This window comes from Rhizobium laguerreae (assembly GCF_019778565.1).
In the GTDB taxonomy this organism is placed as follows: Bacteria; Pseudomonadota; Alphaproteobacteria; order Rhizobiales; family Rhizobiaceae; genus Rhizobium; species Rhizobium laguerreae.
Genome location: NZ_JAAXQT010000007.1, coordinates 138599 through 163869, shown reverse-complemented (window position 1 = coordinate 163869; position 25271 = coordinate 138599). Strand labels below are relative to the sequence as shown.

General features: G+C 61.3%; 22 protein-coding genes. 18 read left to right on the top strand and 4 right to left on the bottom strand.

From position 1 onward, the window contains the following. Positions 1 to 54: 54 nt before the first annotated feature. From HFO71_RS21740 to HFO71_RS21710, 7 genes are all read left to right on the top strand, one after another. Positions 55 to 2010, top strand: a complete 1956-nt coding sequence (locus HFO71_RS21740) for an SARP family transcriptional regulator (protein ID WP_221980047.1) — start codon at positions 55 to 57, stop codon at positions 2008 to 2010. Positions 2011 to 2051: 41 nt separating this feature from the next. Continuing rightward, positions 2052 to 3080 carry a phosphatase PAP2 family protein gene (locus tag HFO71_RS21735; RefSeq protein WP_168285911.1) on the top strand — a complete coding sequence of 343 codons (1029 nt, stop codon included), beginning with the start codon at positions 2052 to 2054 and terminating at the stop codon, positions 3078 to 3080. A gap of 33 nt (positions 3081 to 3113) precedes the next feature. Continuing rightward, positions 3114 to 4820 carry a S8 family serine peptidase gene (locus tag HFO71_RS21730; RefSeq protein WP_168285912.1) on the top strand — a complete coding sequence of 569 codons (1707 nt, stop codon included), beginning with the start codon at positions 3114 to 3116 and terminating at the stop codon, positions 4818 to 4820. A gap of 243 nt (positions 4821 to 5063) precedes the next feature. Then, the gene (locus HFO71_RS21725; protein ID WP_221982450.1) at positions 5064 to 6509 is read left to right on the top strand and encodes an aKG-HExxH-type peptide beta-hydroxylase; all 1446 of its coding nucleotides are present in this window, start codon (positions 5064 to 5066) and stop codon (positions 6507 to 6509) included. Further along, a complete protein-coding gene (locus tag HFO71_RS21720) occupies positions 6506 to 7450 on the top strand; it encodes a ThiF family adenylyltransferase (protein ID WP_077976843.1) in 945 nt (314 codons plus the stop codon). Before HFO71_RS21725 ends, HFO71_RS21720 begins: the two co-directional genes overlap by 4 nt. A 9-nt stretch (positions 7451 to 7459) precedes the next feature. Beyond that, complete coding sequence (locus HFO71_RS21715) at positions 7460 to 7681, top strand: hypothetical protein (RefSeq protein ID WP_003549783.1); 222 nt, start codon at positions 7460 to 7462, stop codon at positions 7679 to 7681. Between the two features lie 105 nt (positions 7682 to 7786). Then, positions 7787 to 8092, top strand: coding sequence for a DUF982 domain-containing protein (locus tag HFO71_RS21710; protein ID WP_027664660.1), 306 nt, complete (start codon positions 7787 to 7789; stop codon positions 8090 to 8092). Between the two features lie 77 nt (positions 8093 to 8169). Here HFO71_RS21710 and HFO71_RS21705 read toward each other — a convergent pair whose 3' ends face one another. From HFO71_RS21705 to HFO71_RS21690, 4 genes are all read right to left on the bottom strand, one after another. Then, a complete protein-coding gene (locus tag HFO71_RS21705; RefSeq protein WP_168339463.1) occupies positions 8170 to 9444 on the bottom strand; it encodes an NAD(P)/FAD-dependent oxidoreductase in 1275 nt (424 codons plus the stop codon). A 13-nt stretch (positions 9445 to 9457) separates the two neighbouring features. After that, a complete protein-coding gene (locus tag HFO71_RS21700) occupies positions 9458 to 10126 on the bottom strand; it encodes a haloacid dehalogenase type II (RefSeq protein WP_077976841.1) in 669 nt (222 codons plus the stop codon). Between the two features lie 163 nt (positions 10127 to 10289). Next, positions 10290 to 10958, bottom strand: coding sequence for a 3-oxo-tetronate 4-phosphate decarboxylase (gene otnC / locus HFO71_RS21695; RefSeq protein WP_113547351.1), 669 nt, complete (start codon positions 10956 to 10958; stop codon positions 10290 to 10292). 16 nt (positions 10959 to 10974) lie between these two features. After that, complete coding sequence (locus tag HFO71_RS21690; protein WP_077976839.1) at positions 10975 to 11973, bottom strand: LacI family DNA-binding transcriptional regulator; 999 nt, start codon at positions 11971 to 11973, stop codon at positions 10975 to 10977. A gap of 241 nt (positions 11974 to 12214) precedes the next feature. Between HFO71_RS21690 and HFO71_RS21685 the strand changes: the two genes are divergently transcribed. The 11 genes from HFO71_RS21685 to HFO71_RS21635 all read left to right on the top strand — a co-directional run bounded on the left by HFO71_RS21685 (position 12215) and on the right by HFO71_RS21635 (position 25168). After that, complete coding sequence (locus tag HFO71_RS21685) at positions 12215 to 13531, top strand: MFS transporter (RefSeq protein WP_132612085.1); 1317 nt, start codon at positions 12215 to 12217, stop codon at positions 13529 to 13531. 68 nt (positions 13532 to 13599) lie between these two features. Then, positions 13600 to 14544: an L-threonate dehydrogenase gene (gene ltnD, locus HFO71_RS21680; protein ID WP_168285916.1), complete on the top strand. Its 945-nt coding sequence runs from the start codon at positions 13600 to 13602 to the stop codon at positions 14542 to 14544. A gap of 14 nt (positions 14545 to 14558) precedes the next feature. After that, the gene (otnI, locus tag HFO71_RS21675; protein WP_168285917.1) at positions 14559 to 15335 is read left to right on the top strand and encodes a 2-oxo-tetronate isomerase; all 777 of its coding nucleotides are present in this window, start codon (positions 14559 to 14561) and stop codon (positions 15333 to 15335) included. A gap of 3 nt (positions 15336 to 15338) precedes the next feature. Beyond that, positions 15339 to 16619 (top strand): 3-oxo-tetronate kinase, encoded by a 1281-nt coding sequence (otnK, locus tag HFO71_RS21670; protein ID WP_168285918.1) that lies wholly within the window; start codon positions 15339 to 15341, stop codon positions 16617 to 16619. Positions 16620 to 16774: 155 nt separating this feature from the next. Then, positions 16775 to 17611 carry a GNAT family N-acetyltransferase gene (locus tag HFO71_RS21665; RefSeq protein ID WP_168285919.1) on the top strand — a complete coding sequence of 279 codons (837 nt, stop codon included), beginning with the start codon at positions 16775 to 16777 and terminating at the stop codon, positions 17609 to 17611. Positions 17612 to 17624: 13 nt separating this feature from the next. Next, complete coding sequence (locus HFO71_RS21660; protein WP_077976833.1) at positions 17625 to 19001, top strand: aspartate aminotransferase family protein; 1377 nt, start codon at positions 17625 to 17627, stop codon at positions 18999 to 19001. Positions 19002 to 19224: 223 nt separating this feature from the next. Then, complete coding sequence (locus HFO71_RS21655) at positions 19225 to 19938, top strand: HAD-IA family hydrolase (RefSeq protein ID WP_077976832.1); 714 nt, start codon at positions 19225 to 19227, stop codon at positions 19936 to 19938. Between the two features lie 63 nt (positions 19939 to 20001). Beyond that, positions 20002 to 21612, top strand: coding sequence for an ABC transporter substrate-binding protein (locus HFO71_RS21650; protein ID WP_168285921.1), 1611 nt, complete (start codon positions 20002 to 20004; stop codon positions 21610 to 21612). A 90-nt stretch (positions 21613 to 21702) separates the two neighbouring features. Then, positions 21703 to 22653: an ABC transporter permease gene (locus tag HFO71_RS21645; protein WP_017956789.1), complete on the top strand. Its 951-nt coding sequence runs from the start codon at positions 21703 to 21705 to the stop codon at positions 22651 to 22653. Beyond that, the gene (locus tag HFO71_RS21640; RefSeq protein ID WP_077976830.1) at positions 22650 to 23516 is read left to right on the top strand and encodes an ABC transporter permease; all 867 of its coding nucleotides are present in this window, start codon (positions 22650 to 22652) and stop codon (positions 23514 to 23516) included. Before HFO71_RS21645 ends, HFO71_RS21640 begins: the two co-directional genes overlap by 4 nt. Next, complete coding sequence (locus HFO71_RS21635; protein ID WP_221988409.1) at positions 23513 to 25168, top strand: ABC transporter ATP-binding protein; 1656 nt, start codon at positions 23513 to 23515, stop codon at positions 25166 to 25168. Before HFO71_RS21640 ends, HFO71_RS21635 begins: the two co-directional genes overlap by 4 nt. Positions 25169 to 25271 lie beyond the last annotated feature (103 nt).

Here is a 25271-nt window from a genome sequence, read left to right as displayed (position 1 = left end):
CGGCAGGATGCTACGGCCGGTTTGCGAAGTTACGCAGAGGGATTTCAACCGGTTATGCTTCAGTTCGATCATCGCCATAGCATAGATTTACATTTCGCCATCCCGGTTTCCCTTCCCGGTTGCTTGCCAGGAGCCGAAGTTGTGGCAGACTGGCCCCTGGATGCTAGGTTTTCCGGCCGCCAAACGAGCGTATCGGAGGCAGCGGGGGCGGGGCCGGTGGATCGCATGAACAAGGAGCAATATCCGTTTCGGATGTTCCTGCTTGGGCCTTTTGCCCTTGTGGACGCCGGGGGGCGGTCGGTTACTCCGAAATCCAAAAAGGCACAGGCTCTTCTGGCGATGCTTGCATTGTCCGCCCGGGGCTCGCGCTCGAGAATCTGGCTTAGGGACAAGTTATGGAGCGATCGCTCCGACGACCAGGCGGCAGCCAGTCTACGCCAGGCGCTTTTGGACATTCATAAGAGTCTGGGGCCGGCACGTGATCTCTTGATTGCGGATAAGAATACCGTTTGGCTGGATACGGACCGACTCGTGCTGGATACCGACCTGGTGGTTCGGGCGGAGCGGTCTCCGGATCAAGTCACCGACGAATTGCTCGAAGGCATCGACATCCGCGATCCCGAATTCGAGGACTGGTTGGCGCTGGAACGGCAAAACTGGTATCGCCGCCTCGATGAAGGACAAGTCCACGATGTATTCGAGCCGCGACAGCAGCCGAGCCGCGATATCGCCAAACAATCCGCCCTGCTGCCTTTAACGGGCGCCCCGGATACATCGAGAACAGGCAAGCCCGTGGACATCGCCAGCAGCGCCCCATATGGGCGGCGGGTTGGCGGTGACTGGCAATGGATGATGGCTCTTATGTCCCCCATCATAGTGGGTGCCGGAGAGGGCGGACAAATTGCTGCGACACGGTTCCAGAACCTCATTGCAAAAGCCATCATCGATGGGCTGGGCTTTGGCGTCACCGACCTCTCCTTCACCTTGCCGCATATTGAAGAGAACGAACAGCAGATCAGCCTTCCCATATGCCTACAGCTTCGCCTGACGTTTGATGGTGACATGGTGCTGATCGAGCTGGTGATGAAGCACCTGATCAACAACCGCATTCATTGGCTGGGCAGTCAGGCAATCAACCGCACGCAGTTCGAGCGTGGCGAGTTCGGCATCGCCGCTGCGCTGATCAGCCAGGCCGTCGATCAGCTGGCCTATTTCCAGGAGATCCAGGCAACCGACAGCCGATTGTCGCAAGACGGTCTCCTGATCGACGCCGTCAATGCGATCTTTCGGCTGTCGCGCGACGACCTCGATAACGCGGAACGGCGGCTGGAAGAACAGATCCAGTATCAGCCGCGATCATCGACTTTCGCCTGGCTGTCATTCATTCGGACTTTCCAGGTCGGTCAGCGTTTCAACGCGCTGGACGCGCATCTGATCGAGGAAGCCCAGGCCTATGCACGCAAGGCGCTGGAGCTCGATCCGCAGAATTCCGTGTCGCTCGCGCTCGTCGGCCACGTGCATTCGTTCCTGTTCGGCGAATACGACTACGCGGCCGACCTGTTCGAAAAATCGATCCGCCTGAATCCGGCCTTGCCGCTCAGTTGGGACCTTTACGCGATGCTTCACTGCTATGCAGGCCAGCCCGACAAGGCGGTGGCCATGGCGCGTTGGGTACAAGAGCTCGGCGTCTACAGCCCACATAAATATTACTTCGATACGACCAAATGCATTGCCGCAGCGCTTGCAGGCGATCATGCCGCAGCCATAGCTGCAGGCGAAGAAGCCCTGCGGACACGGCCGAATTTCAACAGCCTGCTGCGCTATCTTGCCTCCAGTCATGCCCATTCCAACGATCTCGTCGGCGCGCGGCACTACCTGCAGCGTCTTGAAGCGGTCGAGGGCGGCTTCTCCATCAACGCCTTCCGCGGCAGCGGTTATCCGCTGCTCGACACAGGCGGCGGCCAGATCTTGGTCGACGGTCTGCTCAAGGCCGGCGCCAAGCTGCGCTGAACCCCGGACAATTCTTCACATCATCGCGCAAGGAGGCTGCAATGGAAGCGGACACTGCCCACGAATCGCAATCAAAATTAGTTTTATTTCTAAACAGTTATAAATTTAGGATTGAGCCGGATACGGTCCTTCCATGCGAACCGAGGGACGATGCCGGTGCTGATCCTCTCGCCGGTGCGTCGCCGGCTGCACCTGATGCAGCCTCCGAACCTGCGCTTTTCCCCGGCACGGGTGAAGATGCATCGCCTCTAGCCAGGCCCATGATGGCGACGATGGCCGTAGCCTCGGTCCTCAACAAGAGCGTGGCGAACAAGTCGGTGCTCAACAAGGCGTCGCTGAACAAAAACAAGAACAAAAATAAGAATAAGAATAAGAACAAGTCGACGATGGATGGCGGTAGCCTCGGCGTATCGCAGCTTATCCCCTCCTTCGAGCTACGCAGGCTGCACCAGCAGCCGTCACGCAACGCCTATACCGCGGCGCGGCGCTTCACCTGGGAAATGCTGGATATACTTCCGCCGCCCGGCCCCGATTATACCCGCCTCGAAACGACGGTGCTGCTCTCTATGCAACGCCGCGACCGCGAACGTGTGCGGCGGCTGCCCGACATCCAAATCGAGTCGACGATCTCCGTGGGGGAATTTACCCGCGCATTGCATATCGAGGATCTCGGCGGTTTCGAGCAAACGGAAGGGCTTTTCCAGGCGATCCTGACGGCCTGCGAATATGTCGGACTGATCTACAAGAGCCAGTTCAATCGGCTGCGGCCAAACCAGTTTGAGCCCATGCTGCGGCCGTTGCTCGCCGTGCCGGCCCACGAGTCCTATCCCAGCAACCATTCGTTCCAGTGCTTTTCGATCGCCTTGGCGTTCTCGACGATCCTGCCGGAACATCCGGCCACCGACGAGCTTGCCCGCATCGCCCAGAACGTCGCCGAAAATCGCGAATGGGCCGGCCTGCACTATCCGAGCGACACGCAGGCAGGGCGAGATCTCGCCCGGCGCTTCGCTCCCTACCTCCACGACGCCTTCGGTCCTCTGTTCCAGGCCGTACACGACGAATGGGTCTGAATTCTCCAGCTGCTGCTCAACAGGGTTACAACCATGACGGATCAAATAAAAATGCCTGAGCCCGCGCCGATCAACTACTACTATCTCTGGCACCTGACTGCTCTTGGCGTAGTCGACGCGGAATACGGATCGGCTCCGCCGGCGCCTCCAGCGCTCGATGCGAGCGCCACACGCGCACTCCCCGATCCACTCATCACCGGCACGGTCTGGGATACCATAGCTTCCGCCAGCGCTTCCGCCGGCCCGCTGCGACCAGCACGGGTCGCGCTGATCGATGTCGGCGTATCTCCCGATCATCCCAATCTGGCAACCCGGCTTGACCGGGAAGCGTCAATCGATTTGACAACCCATCGTTACGGCGCCCGCGTGCTCGAAATTCTCGATACGACCACGTCCTTTGACCGCGAGGAAAGACATGCCTTCTTTGCCGGGCTCGACATCGCTCCGCTCGGCAATATGGGCCTTTCGAACGACGACCGAGACTATCTCGGTGATCTGGTTGCCGAATACGCCGCGTCGGAGGGTGTTATGCGGCGGCTCTACAATCCGGAATCGCTGTTTGCGTCGCATGGTACCTGCTGCGCTGGGCTGATCGTCGGCGAACCCGCCGTTGTTGCGGAAGAAGGCACGTCAAGCCTTCCGCCGGAAGGAGCCTTCTACGGGAATGACGACGAGCTGCGTACGAGCGGCAATCGCAATGTCATCCCCTATTTCGGCGTTGATCCTTTCTCAAGGCTCATCTCGATCAGAACATCGTTCGAAGACGATGTCAGGCAATTCATTGCGGCCTTCCTCTATGCCTATCTTCAGAAAGCAGACGTGATCGTCTTGCCGCGCGGTCTGCCTGACCCGAAACGCAGCATCGTTGAACCGAAGAACGAGCTGAAGGCCGACCTGGAATTATGGAAAAACCAGGATGCCGCCAACCTGTTCACGCGCATTGCTCTTACTGATCAAGGTGGGCCTGAACTGGAGCCGAAGGCTGCGCAGAAAGGCTCCAATCCGGATCGCCCGTGGCATGTCCTCAAACAACTCATCCTCGCCATCAGCCGGCACATCCCGATCGTCTGCGCCGCAGGAAACAGTGGCGAGAGCCAGCTGATCTATCCAGCAAGTCTTGCCGCCGACAACAACGGCGTCATTGCAGTTGGAGCCGTTACCGTCGAAGGTTTCCGTTCGGGCTACAGCAATTACGGCGAAGGGTTGACGGTTGTCTCGCCCTCCGACGACGGGGAGGTCTTCAACAGGCATCAGTTGCGCCTCGACCGGCTTTCTCCATTTGCCGCGCAGCACGACTACAGCGCATTTCGAACACGGGAATACTACTATTCGCACTACTCGCTGCTGACGACGGACCTATCGGGGATTTTCGGCAATGATCATGGCTCCGATCCGTGGTCGGCCATCGTGCCGTTCGGAACCAATCTCGGCATCGGGGGCGGATACTACACCACCTTCGGGGGCACATCAGGCGCGGCGGCGCAGGTGGGCGGGCTATGTGCCCTGATACAGCGGGCCTACAAAAGCCGCCACAATCCCGGTGACCGCCTCTCGGGGCCTCAAGTGAAATCAATTCTGAAGACCGCATCGCGCCTGGACGCCATTGTCGCGCCCGGAACGAGGAAATTGACGGCGGATTGCATGAACGCCGAAAGCGAGGACGCCGTCGAGATGGCCTATTTCTTTGGATCGGGACTGCCAAATGCGCGGGCGGCGGTGCAGGCAGCCCTGGCCATCTGAACGCCCGGGGGATGCTATTCCGAGATTCCAAGCCCCCTTTATCGAGGGGGCTTTTTCTTTGGTTACCCTCCTTTTTACGGATTTTTAACGCGGTACTGGCGGGCGAATGACGCCCTTGGGCAATAGTGCCTCTCAACGGACGGCACATACCGTTCCCATGCTCGACGAAGCCGGCCCGAACCGGGGCATCTTCGCCCGACATGCAACCTTGATCCACCAGAAGACAAACCCACGGAGGCCTCGATGTCCGCGTCTCGCATTCAACAATTGGCAGATGAGGCGCGCTACCTGCTCAGGTGCAATCCCCTGATGGCAAGCACCGCCTCCCTGCAGCGCATCGCAACTCGCAACCTGTTAAAGCGACGCTTCCAATATGGGTGCACGCTCGCAGCTGCTTCGAAGCTTACCGATTGTTCGGCCGGGGTGGAGACGCTGTCACGATATTTTCCCGACCTTGCAGATGGCGGATACACTCGCCTGCTGGAGCTTCCCCCAGCGATCGCCGAACCGGTCAGTTCCGACCCTTATCGTTCGTCCGTGCTCGCAGCCTGGATGAGTGGGCTCGCGCGGAGTCTGGAATGGCAGGCGGGAGGCCCCGATGCGCAGATCGTCAGCGGCTATCTGCAGTCGGATCTCATCGCATCGGATTTTGAACTCGAACGTCAGCCGGCGCGCCGGCTCTCTTGCGGCATCGGCCTCGTCCGCATCGAAAGCCTGGCGCGGAGCCGCGTCATGCAGCCCCTCCTCCGCCAATGCATGCCGAATTATCACGGTTCCAACTATCCCATCACTGACGACGCGGAATTGGATCACATCGCCAATCATCTAGAGAGAGCCTTCGCGCTAATCGCGGAATTGGACATGTACGGCTATCAGCGCCTGATCGCTGGCCTGCACACGCTTCACGTTGGCGTGCGACGCGAATCGCCGTGTTCGTTCTCGAGTTCGAACGAATTGCCGGGCAGCGCGATCATCGTCCTTTCCAGAGAAAGATTGCGCGACGGCGATCATGCCGCGACCGCGGCCCAACTGCTTCACCAAGAGGGGCATATCCTGCTGGGGTTTTATACGACCTCGGCGGCGGCATCCCTGCCTGGCGAATTCCAATATGTTTCCCCATACAAGGAGGATCTACAGACGCTCGAGAGTATCCTGCACGTGGTGTACACCATTCCCTGGGAGTGCGCCTTCGGCATGGCATGCCTATCCAACGAGGTGGATCCTGAGCGCCGCGCCTGGAAGACGGCATTCATAATTACCTATGCCGCGCGGCAGGTCCCGCTCATCGATATCGCTCGGAAAGGAATCGAACGTCTCGGCGGCGATGTCCTCCTCGACCTCCCAGACATCGCCGCCATTCCTTCCTGGAGTAGCCGGATCTTGTTCCTCGTGGGCCAGTTGCTTGCCGAAGAGCCTATTGCGCACCGCCAGGCGCACTTTGCCGAGCGCCAGCGAGTTCTCGATCGCCAAGCCTGGGATATCGGACAGATGCTGCTGCGCGGCAAAGAGCCGGTCGATCCTCGAATGGGCCGGCGAGAGATCGATGACAGCGGCGACAATGTCAACCTCTGGTACGACGGCAAATTCCACGTGATCGCGAAGGCCGCCGACCATGCGATGGGCAAGGACTACGGTCGCTATGCCGAGACCATCCGCGGATATGCGCCCAGCGAGATGGAGGCGATGTGATGGTCAATGATCGGTCCAAACGATTGTCAGCGACCGCCACGGCGTCCGTCGACTTCCCGAACCTCGTCACCCACAGCCTTGGGCGGGGCGGCCGGGGGGCTCTGTTCACCGGCAATAGTGCCGATTCTGTCGAGGAACAGAGCCCCTATGTTACCCGGTCTGCATTCGTCGTCTCGTTGAAGGCTTCCGATATGCCGGCGGAGGACGAATATGACTCCGCCGCAATCGATCACCACGACGCCATCCTGACGCCTCTTTGCCATCAACACGATGTCGCACGGTTTGGCGATATCGACTTCGTCATCATCGGATGCGGCGACTTGGGCTCGCAGATCGCCATCCAGCTTGCGGCCCTCGGCGCGCGCCATTTCCTTCTCATGGATGCGGATCGTATCGACGAGAAGGATTTGAACCGTCTGCCATGGGCAAGCGAGGCGAATCTCGGCTGGCTGAAGACGGACAGGCTGGCGACCCATCTGGCCGCGGGTTTCTCGGCCTATGTCTTCGCGCTGCCGGAATTTGCGGAAGGCGCCTCGGCGCTGCGGTTAATCGCAGACTACGCTAATAACCCGTTCTTCATTTTCGCCGGCGACGATTCTCGTCCAGCCCAAGATCTCCTGTCGGCCTGCCGAGCATTGGAAGCCGGCCTGCCGCCGCATCTGCATGTGGGCCGCTCTGCAAACTATTGCATGGCAGGTCCTTTGGTCTTGGTGCATGAGGACGCTTGTTCCGTCTGCCATTGCGCCACCCAAGTCGCAACCGACGGCAGCTTTCGCACCCTGCCGGCCACCGTCGACAACCCATTGGTCGCCGGCCTTGCCGTGTCGCAGATCGCCCAAAACTGCCGTTCGAGACACTCGGTCGCCCGGGGACGCCAATGGATATTGGACCTCAAAGGCGATCAAGCCGAGCTGCACTCTCTTAAAACACCCCGAATGTAAGGTATGTCCATGATCGCGCTATTTTCCTCGGAATATTGTTGCCCCGTTGGCGCAACTGCCGGAAAGAACGATGAGCTGACGATAACCGAAGCTCTTCGTGATCCACTGATCGCCATCGTGATGCGCGCGGATGGCGTGACCTCCGAAGAATTCAAGCGACTCCTTGAGGCGGCAGCCCGCGAGCTAAAAGCCAATCTAGCGAACTCCTCCTTCCCACCAACAGGAGGATAGGCACGTGATTGTCGAAACGACACGGGAGATGGTTGACGAGCATGTGTGGCCAATCCCGGTCCAAACCATGACTCGGCATTGGCCGTCCCGCGGAGTTCAGGGGCAATGAGATTCGATATGGTGAGAAAGTTCCCAACGATAATTCTTGTTTTTGCCGAAGGGAAAGACCGCAAGGTGATCCGTACCGTTCACGAGGCTGCCCAACTGTTGCTGAAGGAATGGCCCACCGACGATGGTGAGGAATTCCTCACGGCGGTGAGAATCTGTTTGGAGGTCCTTACCGGGGAGAGCGAACCCGAGCAATTGCATGAGGCAATCGTCCGCGCGGCATATGAAGCGGGTATTGCAGCGATCACGACTGATAACCGCCTTGGCATTCTCAGGATCTATCCAGTCAGCGAGGCCAGATAGTTGACCGCCGCGCAGGCGCTCATCGCAATCCTGCCCCCATCGAGCCGTTTCGGCTGCAATCGGACTGATCCGGTCCGTTACTGGAAGCGATCGAGGGTCTTGTAATAGAGCCCGACGAGCGGCAGGAACCAAGGCTTTCCAAAATGGCCGGGAACGGCCGGCCATTCGAGCCCCTTGATCGGATTACGGTCGACCTTGCCGAGGATGGCGTCGGCCATGATCATGCCGAGATGGGTGGAGAGCTGGGCGCCGTGGCCGGAATAGCCCATGGCATACCAGACACCATCGACATAGCCGGCGCGCGGATAGCGGTCTTTGGTCATGTCGACGAGCCCGCCCCAGCAATAGTCGATTTCGACGCCGGCAAGCTGCGGGAAGATCTCAGCCAGGCTGGCCCGCAGGATGTCGCCGCTCCTTGCGTCCGATTGTTGATCCGACGTGGCGGAAAACCGGGCGCGACCGCCGAAGATCAGCCGCTTCTCGGGCGACAGCCGGAAATAATTGCCGATGTTCATCGACGTGACACAGGTGCGGTTGCCCGGCATCGTAGCGGCGATTTCGGCGTCGGTCAGCGGACGGGTGGCGATGAGGAAGCTGCCGACGGAAATGATCCGGCGGCGGAAATAATTAAAGAGCGACGGCGTATAGGCGCCCGTCGCGACCAGCACGTGATCTGCGGTGATCGTGCCGCGGGCGGTCGTCAGGCTGTGGCGACCGTTGCCCTGCCGGTGCGCGGTCACCGCCGAGCTTTCAAAGATGACGGCGCCATGGCGGGCGGCCGCCGTGGCGAGCCCGGCGACATAACGGCCCATATGCATCATTGCACTCTTCTTCGAGAGCATTGCGCCATGGAAGGGCGAACCGACCTCGCTTTTCAGGTCACTCGCCGTCAGAAGTGCGGTGTCCGGATCGACCTCTCTATGAACCGCCTCGAAATTGCGGGCAATGGCATCTAAATGCTGCGGCTTGGAGGCAAGCTTCAGCTTTCCGGCGCGGCGGAAATTGCAGTCGATCCCCTCTTCGGCGATGATCGCCTCGATCGTGTCGATGGAATCGTCGAACGCCTTGTAGAGGGCGACGGCCCGCTCCACGCCGAGTGCGGATTTAGCTGACAGGAAACTGTGGGCGAGCCCGTTGTTGAGATGGCCGCCATTGCGCCCGGACGCCCCCCAGCCGACCCGTTCGGCCTCCAGCACGACAACCTTGACGCCGGCCTTTGCAAGCTGGCGCGCCGCGGCAAGCCCGGTGAAGCCGGCGCCAATGACGGCGACGTCATAATGTCCATCGACGGGGCCTTGAGCGCCGCCGGCAAAGGGCTGGGCCGTGTCGTGCCAGTAGGATTCGAACTGCATCCGCGTGTCTCCGTCAGAGCCCGACGACACCAGGAAGGCCCGAGATGTCAGGGATTTCGACATAACCATAATAGGGATTTGCCGGCTCGTGGCCACGATTGACCCAGACCTTGTTCTTGATGCCGAGATCGTGGGCCGACATCAGGTCGTAGCGGAAGGATGACGAGCAATGCAGCACGTCTTCCGGCCCGCAGCCCAGCATATCGAGCATATATTCAAAGCCCCTGAAGCGTGGCTTATAGGACTGCGCCTGCTCGGCGGTATAGACCGCGTGGAAGGGCGCTCCCAGTTTTTCGACGTTCGACATGATCTGCGAATTCATGGCGTTGGAGAGGATCACCAAGGGGATTTCCTCGGCGACTTTGGCGAGACCGGCCGGGACATCCGAATGCGGCCCCCAGGTCGGAACCCGCTCATAGATCATCCGGGCGGCTTCATCGCGAAAGGTCACGCCGTTGCGTTTGCATGTCCGCTCGAGCGAATTGTGCACCACCTCGGCATAGGGTTTCCAGTCGCCCAGGATCTCGTCGAGCCGATAGGCGGCGAAATTCTTGATGAACTCCGCCATGCGTGGCTCGTCGAGCTCTTCGCCGTAGAGGTCGCGCGCCGCCTCCGCCATCTGAAAGTTGGTCAGCGTGCCGTAGCAGTCGAAGGTGATGTATTTCGGACGGAACGTCGTCATCTGCGTATCCTTGAACAATCGGAACTATCACAATCATAGGCACCGCTTCACCCGCCGCTCACCTGAATTGCCGGTATCGGAAGCAGAATCTATCGTATCGAAAGCAGGGTTTGGCAGAAGGTTGCGCGCTTGCCCGCCGTCAACGGCCGGCGGAGTGACGCCTTCAATCGCCGTCGTGATCGTGATGCGACGGAAGGTCGAGGCCGAACGTGTTGACGAGATCGGCCACCTGCGCCGGGCTGAGGAAACGGGGATTGAGGTTACGCAACAGCAGATAGAGCTTCGCCGTTTCCTCCAGTTCCTCGGTCGCGAAGACCGCCGCTTCCAGGCTGTCGCCAGCGACAACGGGTCCGTGATTGGCCAGAAGCACCGACGAATACTTGCCCGCCAGTCCGCGGATCGCATCGGCCACCGCCGGATCGCCGGGACGATAATAGGGCACCAGCGCGGTTTCGCCGGCGCGCATCAGATAATATGGCGTCATCGGCGGCAGGGCGGCGCGCGGATCGATCTCAGGCAGCATGGTCAATGCCACCGCGTGGGTGGAGTGAAGATGGACGATGGCGCGGGCGCTACCGCGCGTATCGTAAAGGGCGGTGTGCAGCGGAATTTCCTTGGTCGGCTTGTCTCCGGACAGGAGCCGGCCTTCGGCATCGAGCCTGGAGATCCGTGCCGGGTCGAGAAAGCCGAGCGAAGCGTTGGTCGGCGTGACCAGCCAGCCGCCATCCTCCAGCCGCAACGAAATATTGCCCGACGAACCAGGCGTCAGCCCGCGCTCGAACAGCGAGCGGCCGTATCGGCAGATTTCCTCACGCAGGCGCGCGTCGGACATGACAGTTCCTCCAATATTAGGCGGTTGCCCCTTCGATCAGTTCAAAGCCGAGATCGACGGCCTGCGGCGGCGCATTAGCGACGACCAATTGCGCGGCGATCTCCCCGGTCGCGACTCGCGGCGTTCGGATGGTCGACAACGGCTGCGGTGTTGCCCGGCCGATATCGAGGCCGTTATAGCCGAAAATGGCGAGCTTCGAGGGGATCGCGATTCCCTCGGCCAGACAATGAAAATAGCCGCCCAGCGCCATGTCGTCGTTAGAGAAATAGACCGCATCGAGATCGGTCGTCCGGGCGAGAAGCCGCTCCAGCCCCAACCTGCCATTTTCCACGGACGAAGCGCCGGCGAGAATTTCGTGGGCGACGAGCGGGGTGTCATGCCCATCGAGCGTTTCGCAAAAGCTGGAAAACCGCTTGCCGGCACGGGTATCGCGGTTCAGGTCGTGACCGACATAGCCAATTCGGCGATAGCCCCGCTTCAGCAGGAAGGCAGCGCTCTCCCGCCCGGCCGCGCGGTTCGAGAAGCCGACCGCGATATCGAGAGCATCGCCGTCGAGATCGAGCAGCTCGACAACCCTGCACCCGCTGGCGCGCAGCATCTTCACCGTACCCTCGGTATGCTCGCATCCAGCCAGCATGACCGCCGCCGGCCGCCAGGCGAGCATCGCCGCGGCAAGCGCTTCCTCCTTGCCCGGATCATAATCGGTCACGGAAAAGACCGCCTGATACCGGTTTTCCTCCAGAACGGCACTGGCACCGCGCAGCACATCGGGAAAGACAATGTTGGACAGCGAGGGAATGACGAAGGCAACGAGACGCGAACCGGTAGAGGCAAGCGTTCCCGCGATCCGGTTCGGCACATAGCCCAGCCGCTCGACGGCGGCCATCACTCGCTCCCGCGTCTTGCCGGAAAACGAACCGTGGTTGCGCAGTACCCGCGACACCGTGCTCTCGCCAACACCGGCCGCTTCCGCGACCTCGGCAAGCGTTACCGTCGGTTGATGTTTGAATTCCATCGTTGCGTTTGAACCCGACTGTTGTGGTGGTTGCCCGGCCTGCCCGCCCGATGACCACCGCGTTGCCACCATTTTTCACCGCTGTCGCCAAGAAGCAAGGTTTTTTTGGCAGCGCTACCAATTTGCTGTTGGCAGCGCTGCCAAAATGATTTAATGAGAATGGCAGCGCTGCCAAAAAAGTGGCACGGCGTGCCGCGGGAGGACCTCAAGGAGACCGCGGCAACAATCCGAGGAGAAAATCATGACGCTGCAGACGCAAGCGCCAGTTGTTGGCATACATCCCGCCCAGACGCTCGAAGACCGCGCCTATGGCAAGGTATTCTGGCGCATCGTACCCTTTTTGATGCTGTGCTACGTGGTCGCCTATCTCGACCGCGTCAATGTCGGCTTCGCCAAGCTGCAGATGTCAAGCGAACTCGGCCTCTCGGAAGCCGCCTATGGCATCGGCGCAGGGATATTCTTCATCGGTTATTTTCTGTTTGAAGTGCCGAGCAACATCATCATGAACAAGGTTGGCGCACGGGTGTGGATCGCCCGCATCATGCTCACCTGGGGCATCATTTCCGCCGCCTTCATGTTCACCTCATCGGAAACCGTCTTCTATGTGCTGCGTTTCCTGCTGGGCGTGGCCGAAGCCGGATTTTTCCCTGGCATCATTCTTTATCTGACCGCCTGGTATCCGGCCCATCGCCGCGCCAGGATCATCACCACCTTCATGTCGGCGATCCCGATCTCCGCCATTTTCGGCAATCCGCTTTCGGGTCTCCTGATGGATAGTTTTCACGGCACGCACGGACTTTCCGGCTGGCAGTGGATGTTCCTGATCGAAGCCATTCCGGCCATTCTTTTCGGCGTCGCGACGTTCTTCTACCTTGATGATACGATCCAGGGCGCGAAATGGCTGAACGATGAGGAAAAGCGCGTGCTGACGGCCAATATCGAGGCGGAGAACCGGACCAAGACGGCAAGCCCGCACAGCATCGGTGCAACGCTGACCGACCGCCGCGTCTGGCTGATGTGCCTGATCTATTTCTGCTTCGTGCTCGGGCAATATGGCCTGAATTTCTGGATGCCGACCATCGTCAAGGCCTCGGGCGTCAACGGAAACCTCAATATCGGCCTGATTTCGGCGATCCCCTATATCTGCACATTCGTCGTGATGCTGGCGCTCGGACGTTCCTCCGACAGGCTGCGCGAACGCCGCTGGCACCTCGTCGTCCCGGCCGTCATCGCCGCCGGTGGTTTCGTCGCGGCGACGATGGCAACGAGCACGGCGGTCTCGATTGCCTGCCTCTCGCTGGCGGCTGCCGGCGCCATCAGCTGCGCGCCGCTGTTCTGGTCGCTTCCGACGGCTTTTCTTGCCGGTACGGGCGCTGCCGCCGGCATCGCCTGGATCAATTCGGTCGGCAATCTCGCCGGCTTTCTCGGGCCGTTTCTGGTAGGCTATCTCAAAGACTTCACCGGCACCAACAGCGCCGGCATGTATCTCTTGGCGGCTGCCTTGGTCATTGGTTCGCTGGCCGTGTTGACGGTTCCGGCGAAAAGCGTCAATCGCTGAGCTACAGCCCCTCCGGGATGATACCCGGAGGGGCGCAGATCTTTCTCAAGAGACTGGAGAACTTCCTCATGTCACCGCTTGCTGAAAACTCGGGCTCGGCCATTGTCGCAGCCGTCATCGGTCTTGGTTCCATGGGATTGGGAATGGCCCAGTCGATGAAGCGCGCAGGTCTCGACGTCGTTGGATATGATATCACGCCGGCGGCAGTGGACCGCTTCGTCGCCGATGGCGGACGTGGCGCGGCGACCCCTGCCGCTGCGGCAAAGGACGCCGACATTGTCGTCTCCGTGGTCGTCAACGGCGCGCAGACCGAGGCCGTATTGTTCGGGCCTGAAGGCGTTGCGCATGCGATGAAGCCCGGCGCCGTCTTCGTCTCGTCGGCCACCATGGATCCCGCCGTCGCACGCGATCTGGCACAGCGGGTGGAAGCTCTCGGCCTGCATTATCTCGACGCGCCGATTTCAGGCGGCGCGGCCAGGGCGGCGCGTGGCGAATTGACGGTCATGGCATCCGGCTCCGGCCGGGCCTTCGGCACGGCGCGCCCGGGTCTCGAGGCCATGGCCGCCAAGGTCTACGAACTCGGCGACGAGGCCGGAAAAGGCGCTGCCTTCAAGATGATCAACCAGCTTCTCGCCGGCGTGCACATCGCGGCCGCATGCGAGGCGATAACGTTCGCCGCCAAGCAGGGCCTCGACCTCGACAAGGTCTATGAGGTGATCACCGCTTCGGCCGGCAACTCGTGGATGTTCGAAAATCGCGTGCCGCATGTGCTGGCCGGAGACTATACGCCGCTCAGCAGCATCGAGATTTTCGTCAAGGATCTCGGTATCGTCCAAGACATGGCCCGCTCCGAGCGTTATCCCGTACCGCTCGCGGCAGCGGCCTTGCAGATGTATCTGGCCGCCTCCGGGGCCGGCATGGGCCGTGATGACGATTCCTCGCTGGCGCGGCTCTATGCCAAGCTTTCCGGCGCTGAATTGCCCAGCTCCACCAAAGAGCCGCAGAGCCTGTAAAAGGAACGCTAGACATGCCGGTTTTCGCCGCCAACCTGACGATGATGTTCAACGAATGGGCGTTCCTCGACCGCTTCGACGCCGCAGCCGATGCCGGCTTTGCCGCCGTCGAATACCTCTTTCCCTATGAAGCCACGCCCGAGGCAATCGCCGAACGGCTTGCCCGCAACAATCTGCAGCAGGCCTTGTTCAACCTGCCGCCGGGCGACTGGGCAGTAGGCGAACGTGGCATCGCCGCCCTTCCCGGACGGTTCGATGCGCTGAAAGCGGATGTCGAGCGGGCACTGGACTATGCGGCGGCGACGGGCGTCAGACGGTTGCACCTGATGGCCGGCATCGCCGACCGTCATGACGAAGACGCCTCCTCCGCTTATCGGCGCTCCGTCACCTATGCCGCCGAACGGCTTGCGGAAAAGGGCATCGATCTGCTGCTCGAGCCGATCAACGGCCGAAACATGCCAGGATATTTCCTCAGCGACTTCGCCGCCGCCGATCGGCTGATTGCCGAATGCAGCCTGCCGAACCTGAAGCTCCAGTTCGACATCTATCACCGCCAGATCATCCATGGCGACGTCACTATGGCGTTGCGACGCCTGCTGCCGATCACCGGCCATATCCAGATCGCCAGCGTGCCGTCACGCAACGAACCGGACGGGGAGGAGCTGAACTATCCCTATCTGTTCGGCGAAATCGATCGCCTGGCTTATGACGGTTTCATCGGCTGCGAATACATCCCGCGCGGCCACACATTGGACGGTCTTGGCTGGTTCAAACCTTTTGCACGGAGCTAGACGATGGCTATTTTTCTCGGATCAATCGCTGACGACTATACGGGTGCGTCCGACCTCGCCAACACGCTGACGAAGAACGGCCTGCGCACGGTGCAGACGGTCGGCATCCCTGATCCGGCGCTGGCGCTGCCGGATGTCGACGCCGTGGTCGTCTCCCTGAAGATCCGCTCCGTCCCGGCCTCGGACGCCGTGACGGCTGCCACCAGCGCCGAGCGATGGCTGCGTCAGCGGGGTGCCGGCCATGTGCTTTACAAGATCTGCTCGACCTTCGATTCCACCGATGCCGGCAATATCGGCCCGGTCGCCGAGGCCTTGAGCGAAGCAGCCGGTGGCGGCGTCGTGCTGGTGACGCCCGCCTTTCCGGAAACGGGACGCACCGTCTATTTTGGCCATCTCTTCGTCGGCGGGCAGCCGTTGAATGAAAGCCCGCTCAAGGACCACCCCCTTAATCCGATGCATGACGCCAATCTCGTGCGGGTTCTCACCCGACAATCGCGCAACGCTGTCGGACTGATCGATCTCACATGCATCGCGGCCGGAGCCGGCGCCGTCAAGGCGAGGCTTGACACGCTCAGCAAGGCAAGTGTCACTGCTGTTATTGCCGATGCAATTTTCGAACGGGATCTTGAAACGCTCGGCGAGATCGCACTGGAAACACCGGTATCCACCGGTGCGTCCGGCCTCGGCCTTGGCCTTGCTCGCGCGCTCGTCCGCTCCGGCCGGATATCCTCCGGCGGCGCGACAACGGCGGACGCCATTCGCCCGGTGGGCGGGCTTTCCGCGATCGTTGCCGGCAGTTGCTCCAAGGCTACGCTCCATCAGCTCGACATCGCCGAACGGTCGATGCCCGTCCTGCGGCTCGACCCGGAGCGGCTGCTTGCCGGTCCCGATGAGATCGCCGCGGCGATTTCCTGGGCCGGAGAGCGCATCTCCGCCGGCCCCGTCGTGGTCGCCGCAAGCGCTGCGCCTGAAACCGTGTCCCGGCTGCAATCGCTTTATGGACGAGAGGCCTCCGGCCACGCAATCGAGACCGCAACGTCGATCATCACAGCCGAACTGGTGGAGAGAGGCGTGCGCCGCCTTGTGATCGCAGGCGGCGAAACCTCGGGCGCGGCGGTCGACAGGCTCGCCATTCCGGCATTTCTGATCGGCCCGGAGATTGCGCCCGGCGTGCCGGTGCTGCGCACGATCGGCAATGCCCAGGGCGATATGCTTCTGGCGTTGAAATCCGGAAACTTCGGAGGTGAGGATTTCTTTACGGCCGCGCTGGCGGTGATGCGCTGACAGGGCCTCGTTTCGATGAATATCGGTGGGCTCCAGCATAAGATGCGGCGGCCCATAACAGCAGCGCCATAAGATACTGCTTCAACCATGGCCTTCAGACGATCTGCCCGCCGGTGCTCCGGCAGACTGGCGGGTACGATATGAAGGACGCCCCCATGCAAACAAGTCAGATCGAAATCGTCCCGTTCGGCCCGGATCATCTGGAAGCCGCCGTCGCGCTCTCAAGACAGGCGGGCTGGCCGCATCGGACGGAAGACTGGCAGCTGGCACTCGCCTTGAGCGACGGAATGGTCGCGGTCGAGGATGGCAGGGTCGTCGGCACAGTCCTCGTCACGCCGTACAAGTGGGATTGTGCGACGATCAATATGGTCATCGTCGACGAGACGATGCGTGGCAGGGGTCTCGGCCGAAAACTCATGGACGCCGCTTTGCTGACAGCGGGAGACCGGCCGTTGAGGCTGGTGGCGACGACGGAAGGTCTGCCGCTCTATCAGAAGCTTGGCTTCCACGAGACGGGAACCGTGCTACAGCACCAGGGCCTTGGCGGAGAAATTGTCGCGCCGGCGGAAACGGAAGCCGCCACCGATGCCGACCTCGCTGGCATCGCGGAGCTTGACCGACTTGCCTTCGGCGCCGACCGCGAAGGGCTGCTCTCCTATCTCGCCGGGATCGGCGAATTCGCCGTCACTCGCCGCGACGACCGCATTTCCGGGTTCGCTTGCCTGCGTCCTTTCGGCCGCGGCGAAGTGATCGGACCGGTGGTGGCCGCCGACGTCGGCGAGGCCAGGAAACTCATCGAACATTTCATCGCCAGACGGCCCGGGCGGTTCCTCAGGGTCGACACCACCGACGAGACCGGGCTTTCCCCATGGCTCGCCGACCATGGGCTCGCCCATGTCGGCGGCGGAATCACGATGAAAAAGCCCTTCGTCCACCACGCCGCCGAACCGGCCGTCACCACCTTTGCCCTCGCCAGCCAGGCACTCGGCTGATCCGGAGATCTCCATGTACAGCAATTCTCTCATCGAACTCGATCGCGCCCACCTCATTCATCCTGTCGCCTCCTATCGAGGCCATGAAAAGCTTGGCGTGCGGGTGCTGGCCTCGGCCAAGGGCGCGACGGTCACCGACGCCTCCGGCAAGCAGCTGATCGACGGCTTCGCCGGCCTCTGGTGCGTCAATGCCGGTTACGGCCACGAGAGCATCGTCGAGGCGGCGGCCCGGCAGATGCGCGAGCTTCCCTATGCGACGGCCTATTTCGGCCTCGGCTCAGAGCCCGCGATCCGACTTGCCAGCGAACTCGCCGACCGCGCACCGGGCGATCTCAACCACGTCTATTTTACGCTCGGCGGCTCCGATGCGGTAGACAGCACGATCCGCTTCATCCGCTACTACTGGCATGCCCGTGGACAGCCTCAGCGCGATCAGTTCATCTCCGTCGAACAGGGCTATCACGGTTCCTCGACGGTCGGCGCGGGTCTGACCGCGCTACCTGCCTTCCATGCCGGCTTCGGCGTTCCATTCGATTGGCAGCATAAGATTCCGTCTCACTACGCCTATCGCAACCCGGTGGGCGACAATCCGCAGGCGATCATCGACGCCTCGCTTGCGGCGCTGAAAAGCAAGGTCGAGGCGATCGGGCCGGAACGCGTCGCCGCTTTCTACGTCGAGCCGATCCAGGGATCGGGCGGCGTTCTGGTGCCGCCGAAAGGCTGGATGAAAGCCATGCGCGAATTCTGCCGCGCGCACGACATCCTTTTTGTCGCGGACGAGGTGATCACCGGCTTTGGCCGCACCGGCCCGCTTTTCGCCTGCATCGAGGATGAGGTCGTGCCCGACTTCATGACGACCGCCAAGGGCCTGACCTCGGGTTACGTTCCCATGGGTGCCGTCTTGATGGCCGATCACGTCTATCAAACGATCGCCGAGGGCGCGGGTGCTGCCGCCGTTGGCCATGGCTATACCTATTCGGCCCATCCCGTCAGCGCCGCGGTCGGCCTCGAAGTCCTGAAGCTCTACGAAAACGGGCTTCTCGAAAACGGCGTCAGGGCCGGCGCACGGCTGATGCGGGGCCTGGAATCGCTGAGGGATCATCCGCTCGTCGGCGATGTCCGCGGCCGCGGCATGCTGGCCGCCGTCGAGCTGGTGGTCGACAAGGTGAACAAAACGCCCTTGCCGGCATCTGCCGAACCCGCCCGCCGCATCTTCGATCGCGCCTGGGAAAACGGCCTCGTCATCCGCGCCTTCGGCAATGGTGCAATTGGCTATGCTCCGCCGCTTTGCTGCACAGACACGGAGATAGACGCGATCATCGAGCGCACCCGCATCACGCTGGACGAGACGCTGGAGGATCCGGATGTGCGTCGGGCGTTGCAGGCCTGAGAATATCGGGAAACCGTCAGATTCGGTATTTTGTGCCGCCTCATGGGGTCTATTCGGCGAATCCGGCGCAGTGCAGGTGACAAACTGAAGTCAACGAAAGGCCTGGATCCCGGCAGATGCGGGCCTTCCCATAAAAGAGCGGGACAATGACCCCGCCAGCGGAACAGAATTTTCTTCTTCGAGAAGCCGAGCTCCCATCGGGGCCGAACACTGGGGAATTCACGTGAGCAAGAGCCTTTCGGAATTCAAATACATGACCTTCGACGTCGTCGGCACGCTTATCGACTTCGAGGGCGGCCTCAAGACCTGCTTCGCCGAGATCGCGGCCGAAGTCGGAAGCACAGTCGACGGCGAGCAAGCGCTTAGCCTCTACCGCGCAGCCCGCTATTCCGACCATGCCGATCTCTTTCCGGACGACCTCGTGCGCGTCTACCTTGCGATCGCGCCGAAGCTCGGCCTGCCCACTGAGCAAAAACATCGCGAACGCCTGCGGGATTCGGCGAAGAGCTGGAAGGGCTTTGCAGACAGCGCCGCGGCGCTGGCAAGTCTTGCGAAGGATTACCGCCTCGTGGCGATGACCAATGCCCGCCGCTGGGCCTTCGATTTCTTCGAGAAGGAACTCGGCAACCCCTTTTATGCCGCCTTCACCGCAGATGATACCGGGACCGAGAAACCCGATCCCGCATTCTTCGAGAAGGTATTCGACTACGTCGCCTCGGAAGGACATTCGAAGGACGACATCCTGCATGTCGCCCAGAGCCAGTACCACGACATCGGGATTTCCAGGAAACTCGGGCTGACCAATTGCTGGATCGAGCGACGACATGCCGAGAAGGGTTACGGCGGCACGATCGAACCGGCTGAGTTCACCAAACCCGATTACCATTTCACCTCCATGGCCGGCCTTGCCGATGCCGTGGCCGCCGCGCGCGCCTGACTTTGAAAGCAGATCGGGCCTGCCCGCAACGGGCAGCCCGCCACAGAAGAAAAGGGGAATGAGATGAACGACAAGATCACCAATTGGACCAGATCGGACGATGCCATGGTCGAAAGCGCCATCCGTCGTGGCGCCACTCGTCGCGAGTTGCTGCATATGATGCTTGCGGGCGGTGTGGCGCTGTCTGCCGGCGGGCTCGTGCTTGGCCGTGCCGGCAAGGCGCTTGCCGCCACGCCCGTTTCCGGCGGCTCGCTCAAAGCGGCCGGCTGGTCGTCCTCGACGGCCGATACGCTCGACCCCGCCAAGGCGTCGCTCTCCACCGACTATGTCCGGTGCTGCTCCTTCTATAACCGCCTTACCTTCCTCGACAAATCAGGCACGCCGCAGATGGAGCTTGCCGAAGCAATCGAGTCCAAGGATGCGAAGACCTGGACGGTCAAGCTGAAGAACGGCGTTACTTTCCATGACGGCAAGCCGCTGACCGCCGATGACGTGGTTTTCTCGCTAAAGCGCCATCTCGACCCGTCCGTCGGCTCGAAAGTCGCCAAGATCGCCGCCCAGATGACCGGTTTCAAGGCGGTCGACAAACAAACCGTCGAGATCACGCTCGCCAGCCCGAATGCCGATCTGCCGACCATTCTGTCGATGCATCATTTCATGATCGTCGCCGACGGCACGACCGATTTCACCAAGGCCAACGGTACCGGCGCTTTCGTCAAGGAAGTCTTCGAGCCGGGTGTTCGGTCGGTCGGGATCAAGAACAAGAATTACTGGAAATCCGGCCCGAACGTCGAATCCTTCGAATATTTCGCCATCAGCGACGACAATGCCCGCGTCAACGCCCTGCTTGCGGGCGACATCCATCTCGCAGCCACGATCAATCCGCGTTCTATGCGCCTCGTCGAGGCCCAGGGCGACGGCTTCACCGTGTCGAAGACGACGTCCGGCAACTATACCAATCTCAACATGCGCTTGGATATGGAGCCCGGCAACAAGCGGGACTTCATCGAGGGTATGAAGTATCTCGTCAACCGCGAACAGATCGTCAAATCGGCGCTGCGCGGTCTCGGCGAGGTCGGCAACGATCAACCCGTTTCACCGGCGAACTTCTATCGTGACGCAGAGCTGAAAGCGCGGGCCTTCGATCCCGACAAGGCGAAGTTCCACTTCGACAAGGCCGGCGTGCTTGGCCAATCCATCCCGATCATCGCTTCCGACGCGGCGAGCTCGTCGATCGACATGGCCATGATCATCCAGGCGGCCGGCGCCGAAATCGGCATGAAGCTCGATGTGCAGAGAGTGCCATCTGATGGTTATTGGGACAATTACTGGCTCAAGGCGCCGATCCACTTCGGCAACATCAACCCGCGGCCGACCCCCGATATCCTCTTCTCCCTGCTCTACACCTCGGACGCTCCGTGGAACGAAAGCCACTACAAGTCGGAGAAGTTCGACAAGATGCTGATCGAGGCGCGCGGCTCTCTCGATCAAGACAAGCGCAAGACGATCTATAACGAGATGCAGGGCATGGTCGCCCAGGAAGCTGGTACAATCATTCCGGCCTACATCTCGAACGTCGATGCCACGACCGCCAAGCTCAAGGGCCTGGAAGCCAACCCGCTCGGCGGCCAGATGGGATACGCTTTCGCGGAATATGTCTGGCTTGAAGCCTGATTAAGCAAAGGAGACTGGGGCTGCAGCCCGCACCCCAGTTCCTCCATCTGCATTGATGGAACTTAACTCGAACGCAAAGGGAAGACGCCCGTGAACCGCCAGGTCTTATCCCTTGTACTGAGCAGATTGTTCGTCGCCGTGATCACCCTGGTGATCGTCTCCTTCGCCGTCTTCTTCGCGACAACGCTGTTGCCTGGAGATACGGCGACGATCCTGCTCGGCCAAGCCGCCACGCCGGAAGCCGTCGAAGGCCTGCGCAAGGCCATGCATCTCGACGAGCCGGCCCTCTTTCGTTTCCTGCGCTGGTTAGTCGGACTGCTGCAAGGCGACCTCGGCACGTCCTATGCCAACGACATGCCGATCGCCGCTCTCATCGCCGGCCGCTTCGTCAACACGCTGAAACTTGCCGGCGTCACCGCGCTTTTCTCCGTACCGATCGCGCTGACGCTCGGGATCACTGCGGCGATGCTGCGCGGCACCCTTTACGACCGGATCGTCACCGTGATCACCATCGGCGTCATCTCCGTGCCGGAGTTCATGGTCGCGACCTCCGCGGCGCTCATCTTCGCCGTCTATCTGAAATGGCTGCCGGCGCTGTCCTTCGCCAATGAAGTCCACAGTCTGGCCGACCTGTTGCGTGTCTATGCCATGCCGGTGATCACTCTCACCTTCGTCGTCTCGGCCCAGATGATCCGCATGACGCGGGCGGCTGTCATCGAGACGCTCAACACACCTTATGTCGAGATGGCATTGCTCAAGGGCGCCTCCCGGCCGCGCATCGTCTTTCGCCATGCGCTGCCCAATGCGCTGGGTCCGATCGTCAATGCCGTCGCGCTTTCGCTGTCCTATCTGCTCGGAGGCGTCATCATCGTCGAGACCATTTTCAACTATCCCGGTATCGCCAAGCTGATGCTGGATGCAGTCGCCACCCGCGATCTGCCGCTAATCCAGAGCTGCGCGATGATCTTCTGCCTGGGCTACCTGCTGCTGATCACCATAGCGGATATCATCGCCATCCTTTCCAATCCGAGGCTCCGATGACCATGACCAGTTCCGAAACCACCTCCGGCCGGCTGTCCGAAACCCGGTTTGGCTATCGCTTCAACATCGTCGGCGCGATCGGCTTCACCGTCATCTTCTTATGGGCGCTCGTCGCGATCTTCGCGCCATGGGTCATTCCCTACCCCGTCGGCGAGATTATCGATCTCGACTATTTCGGCCCGATGAGCCGGGAACTCTGGCTCGGCTCCGATTATCTCGGCCGCGACATGCTCTCGCGGATTCTGATGGGCGCGCGCTACACGGTCGGTATCTCGTTGGCTGCGGTCACGATCGCATGCTTCAGCGGCGTCGTGCTCGGCATGATCGCAGCTGTCGCCGGCGGCTGGCCGGACACGATCCTCAGCCGCTTCCTCGACGCCCTCAACTCCATCCCAAGCAAACTGTTCGGCCTGGTGGTCGTCGCTGCCGTCGGCTCCTCGGTCCCGGTGCTGATCATGACGCTGTCGGTGATCTACATCCCTGGCGCTTACCGTTTCGCCCGGGCGCTCGCCGTCAACATCAATGCGATGGATTTCATCACGGTCGCGCGCATTCGAGGGGAAAGCACCCTCTATCTTATCCGCTCGGAAATCCTGCCCAATATCGTCGGACCGGTGCTTGCCGATCTCGGCATCCGCTTCGTCTTCATCGTTCTGCTGCTCTCCGGGCTTTCCTTCCTCGGCCTCGGCGTCCAGCCGCCCTATGCCGATTGGGGCGCGCTCGTGCGCGAGAACATCGGCGGCCTGCCATTCGGTGCGCCGGCGGTGATGTTTCCCTCGTTTGCCATCGCCAGCCTGACGATCAGCGTCAACCTGCTGATCGACAACCTGCCGCAGAAAATCCGCGACCGGAGTGTGTCATGAGCAATTTCATCGAAATCCGTGACCTGAAGGTCGAGGCCACCACCGATTCCGGCCGGCGTGTCGAAATCATCAAAGGTGTCAGCCTCGATGTTGCCGAGGGCGAGATCGTCGCGCTGATCGGAGAGAGCGGCTCGGGCAAGACAACCATCGCCCTGACCCTGATGGGCCACACCCGTGCGGGCTGTCGTATCTCCGGCGGCAGCGTTTCGGTCGGCGGCAAGAACATGGTCACGCTCAGCGAGAAGCAGCGCGCCAAGGTGCGTGGCACCGAAGTCGCCTATGTCCCCCAATCGGCGGCTGCCGCCTTCAACCCGGCCACATCAATCATGGATCAGGTGATCGAAGTCACGCGTATTCACCAGCTGATGTCGCCGGACGAGGCGCGTGCCCGGGCCGTCGAGCTCTTCCGGGCGTTGTCCCTGCCGGAACCCGAGACGATCGGCAGCCGTTATCCGCACCAGGTTTCCGGCGGCCAGCTGCAGCGCCTGGCAGCCGCCATGGCGCTGATCGGCGACCCGACCCTCGTCATCTTCGACGAGCCGACGACGGCGCTCGACGTCACGACCCAGATTGAAGTGCTGCGTGCTTTCAAGTCGGTCATGAAGAAGGGCGGAATAGCAGGTGTTTATGTCTCACACGACCTTGCCGTCGTCGCGCAGATCGCCGACCGTATCGTTGTCTTGAAAGGCGGAGAGACTCAGGAAACCGGGGCCACCGACGAAATCCTCAACAACGCCAAGCACCCCTATACCAAGGAGCTGCTTGCAGCCTTCGAGCCGAAGCCGCGCGGCGCGGCAGGCCCGGCCAAACCCGCGACCGCTCCCCTGCTGAGCATCGAAGATCTCGTCGCAGGCTATGGACAGCCCCAGGCTGATGGCCTGCCGCTCGTTCGCGCGGTCGAGCATGTGAGCCTGAAGGTGGAAAAGGGCCGCAATCTCGGCATCATCGGCGAATCCGGTTGCGGCAAGTCGACACTCGCCCGTACCATCGCCGGCATCCTGCCGGCCGCGGTCGGCAAGATCACCTTCGACGGCACGGAACTGCATCGCAACGCGCGCAAGCGTTCGCGTGATGAGTTGCGCGAGATGCAGATCGTCTTCCAATATGCCGATACCGCACTCAATCCGGCAAAATCGGTCGAGGACATCCTCGACAGACCTTTGGTCTTTTACCACGCAATGGATCGAAAGGCGCGGAACGCCCGGATCGATCAACTGCTCGACATGGTACGCCTGCCCCGCAACCTGCGCCATCGCCGGCCGGGCGAACTCTCGGGCGGCCAAAAGCAGCGAGTCAACTTCGCCAGGGCCCTCGCCGCCGATCCGAAGCTGATCCTCTGCGACGAGATTACCTCGGCGCTCGACACGGTGGTTGCAGCCGCGGTGATCGACCTGCTCAAGGAATTGCAGCGCGAACTCGGCCTCTCCTACATCTTCATCAGCCACGACCTCTCGGTGGTGGAGGCGATCTGCGACGAGATCGTCGTGATGTATGGAGGCAGGAAGGTCGAGGAGATCACCTCATCGACGGTGAAGGCGCCGCAACATCCCTATTCGCAGCTGCTCTTCTCATCGGTGCCCACCCTCGATCCGGCCTGGCTCGACGGGCTGCAGCAGGATCCGGAACTGGTGCGGGCCTATTGCCGGCACTGAGCGCCGATTCCACCGCGAAATTTCGAGAGTTGGGCGCTTACAAGATCAAGCGCGCACCGGGTCAGGTCGTGCTGGAAAGCCTCGACTCCGCAGCAAGAGCCCA

Coding starts and splice junctions, on each gene's coding strand:
- HFO71_RS21740 (WP_221980047.1), top strand. CDS start 55: ATGCTTCAGTTCGATCATCGCCATAGCATAGATTTACATTTCGCCATC.
- HFO71_RS21735 (WP_168285911.1), top strand. CDS start 2,052: ATGGAAGCGGACACTGCCCACGAATCGCAATCAAAATTAGTTTTATTT.
- HFO71_RS21730 (WP_168285912.1), top strand. CDS start 3,114: ATGACGGATCAAATAAAAATGCCTGAGCCCGCGCCGATCAACTACTAC.
- HFO71_RS21725 (WP_221982450.1), top strand. CDS start 5,064: ATGTCCGCGTCTCGCATTCAACAATTGGCAGATGAGGCGCGCTACCTG.
- HFO71_RS21715 (WP_003549783.1), top strand. CDS start 7,460: ATGATCGCGCTATTTTCCTCGGAATATTGTTGCCCCGTTGGCGCAACT.
- HFO71_RS21710 (WP_027664660.1), top strand. CDS start 7,787: ATGAGATTCGATATGGTGAGAAAGTTCCCAACGATAATTCTTGTTTTT.
- HFO71_RS21705 (WP_168339463.1), bottom strand. CDS start 9,444: ATGCAGTTCGAATCCTACTGGCACGACACGGCCCAGCCCTTTGCCGGC.
- HFO71_RS21700 (WP_077976841.1), bottom strand. CDS start 10,126: ATGACGACGTTCCGTCCGAAATACATCACCTTCGACTGCTACGGCACG.
- otnC (WP_113547351.1), bottom strand. CDS start 10,958: ATGTCCGACGCGCGCCTGCGTGAGGAAATCTGCCGATACGGCCGCTCG.
- HFO71_RS21690 (WP_077976839.1), bottom strand. CDS start 11,973: ATGGAATTCAAACATCAACCGACGGTAACGCTTGCCGAGGTCGCGGAA.
- HFO71_RS21685 (WP_132612085.1), top strand. CDS start 12,215: ATGACGCTGCAGACGCAAGCGCCAGTTGTTGGCATACATCCCGCCCAG.
- ltnD (WP_168285916.1), top strand. CDS start 13,600: ATGTCACCGCTTGCTGAAAACTCGGGCTCGGCCATTGTCGCAGCCGTC.
- otnI (WP_168285917.1), top strand. CDS start 14,559: ATGCCGGTTTTCGCCGCCAACCTGACGATGATGTTCAACGAATGGGCG.
- otnK (WP_168285918.1), top strand. CDS start 15,339: ATGGCTATTTTTCTCGGATCAATCGCTGACGACTATACGGGTGCGTCC.
- HFO71_RS21665 (WP_168285919.1), top strand. CDS start 16,775: ATGCAAACAAGTCAGATCGAAATCGTCCCGTTCGGCCCGGATCATCTG.
- HFO71_RS21660 (WP_077976833.1), top strand. CDS start 17,625: ATGTACAGCAATTCTCTCATCGAACTCGATCGCGCCCACCTCATTCAT.
- HFO71_RS21650 (WP_168285921.1), top strand. CDS start 20,002: ATGAACGACAAGATCACCAATTGGACCAGATCGGACGATGCCATGGTC.
- HFO71_RS21640 (WP_077976830.1), top strand. CDS start 22,650: ATGACCATGACCAGTTCCGAAACCACCTCCGGCCGGCTGTCCGAAACC.
- HFO71_RS21635 (WP_221988409.1), top strand. CDS start 23,513: ATGAGCAATTTCATCGAAATCCGTGACCTGAAGGTCGAGGCCACCACC.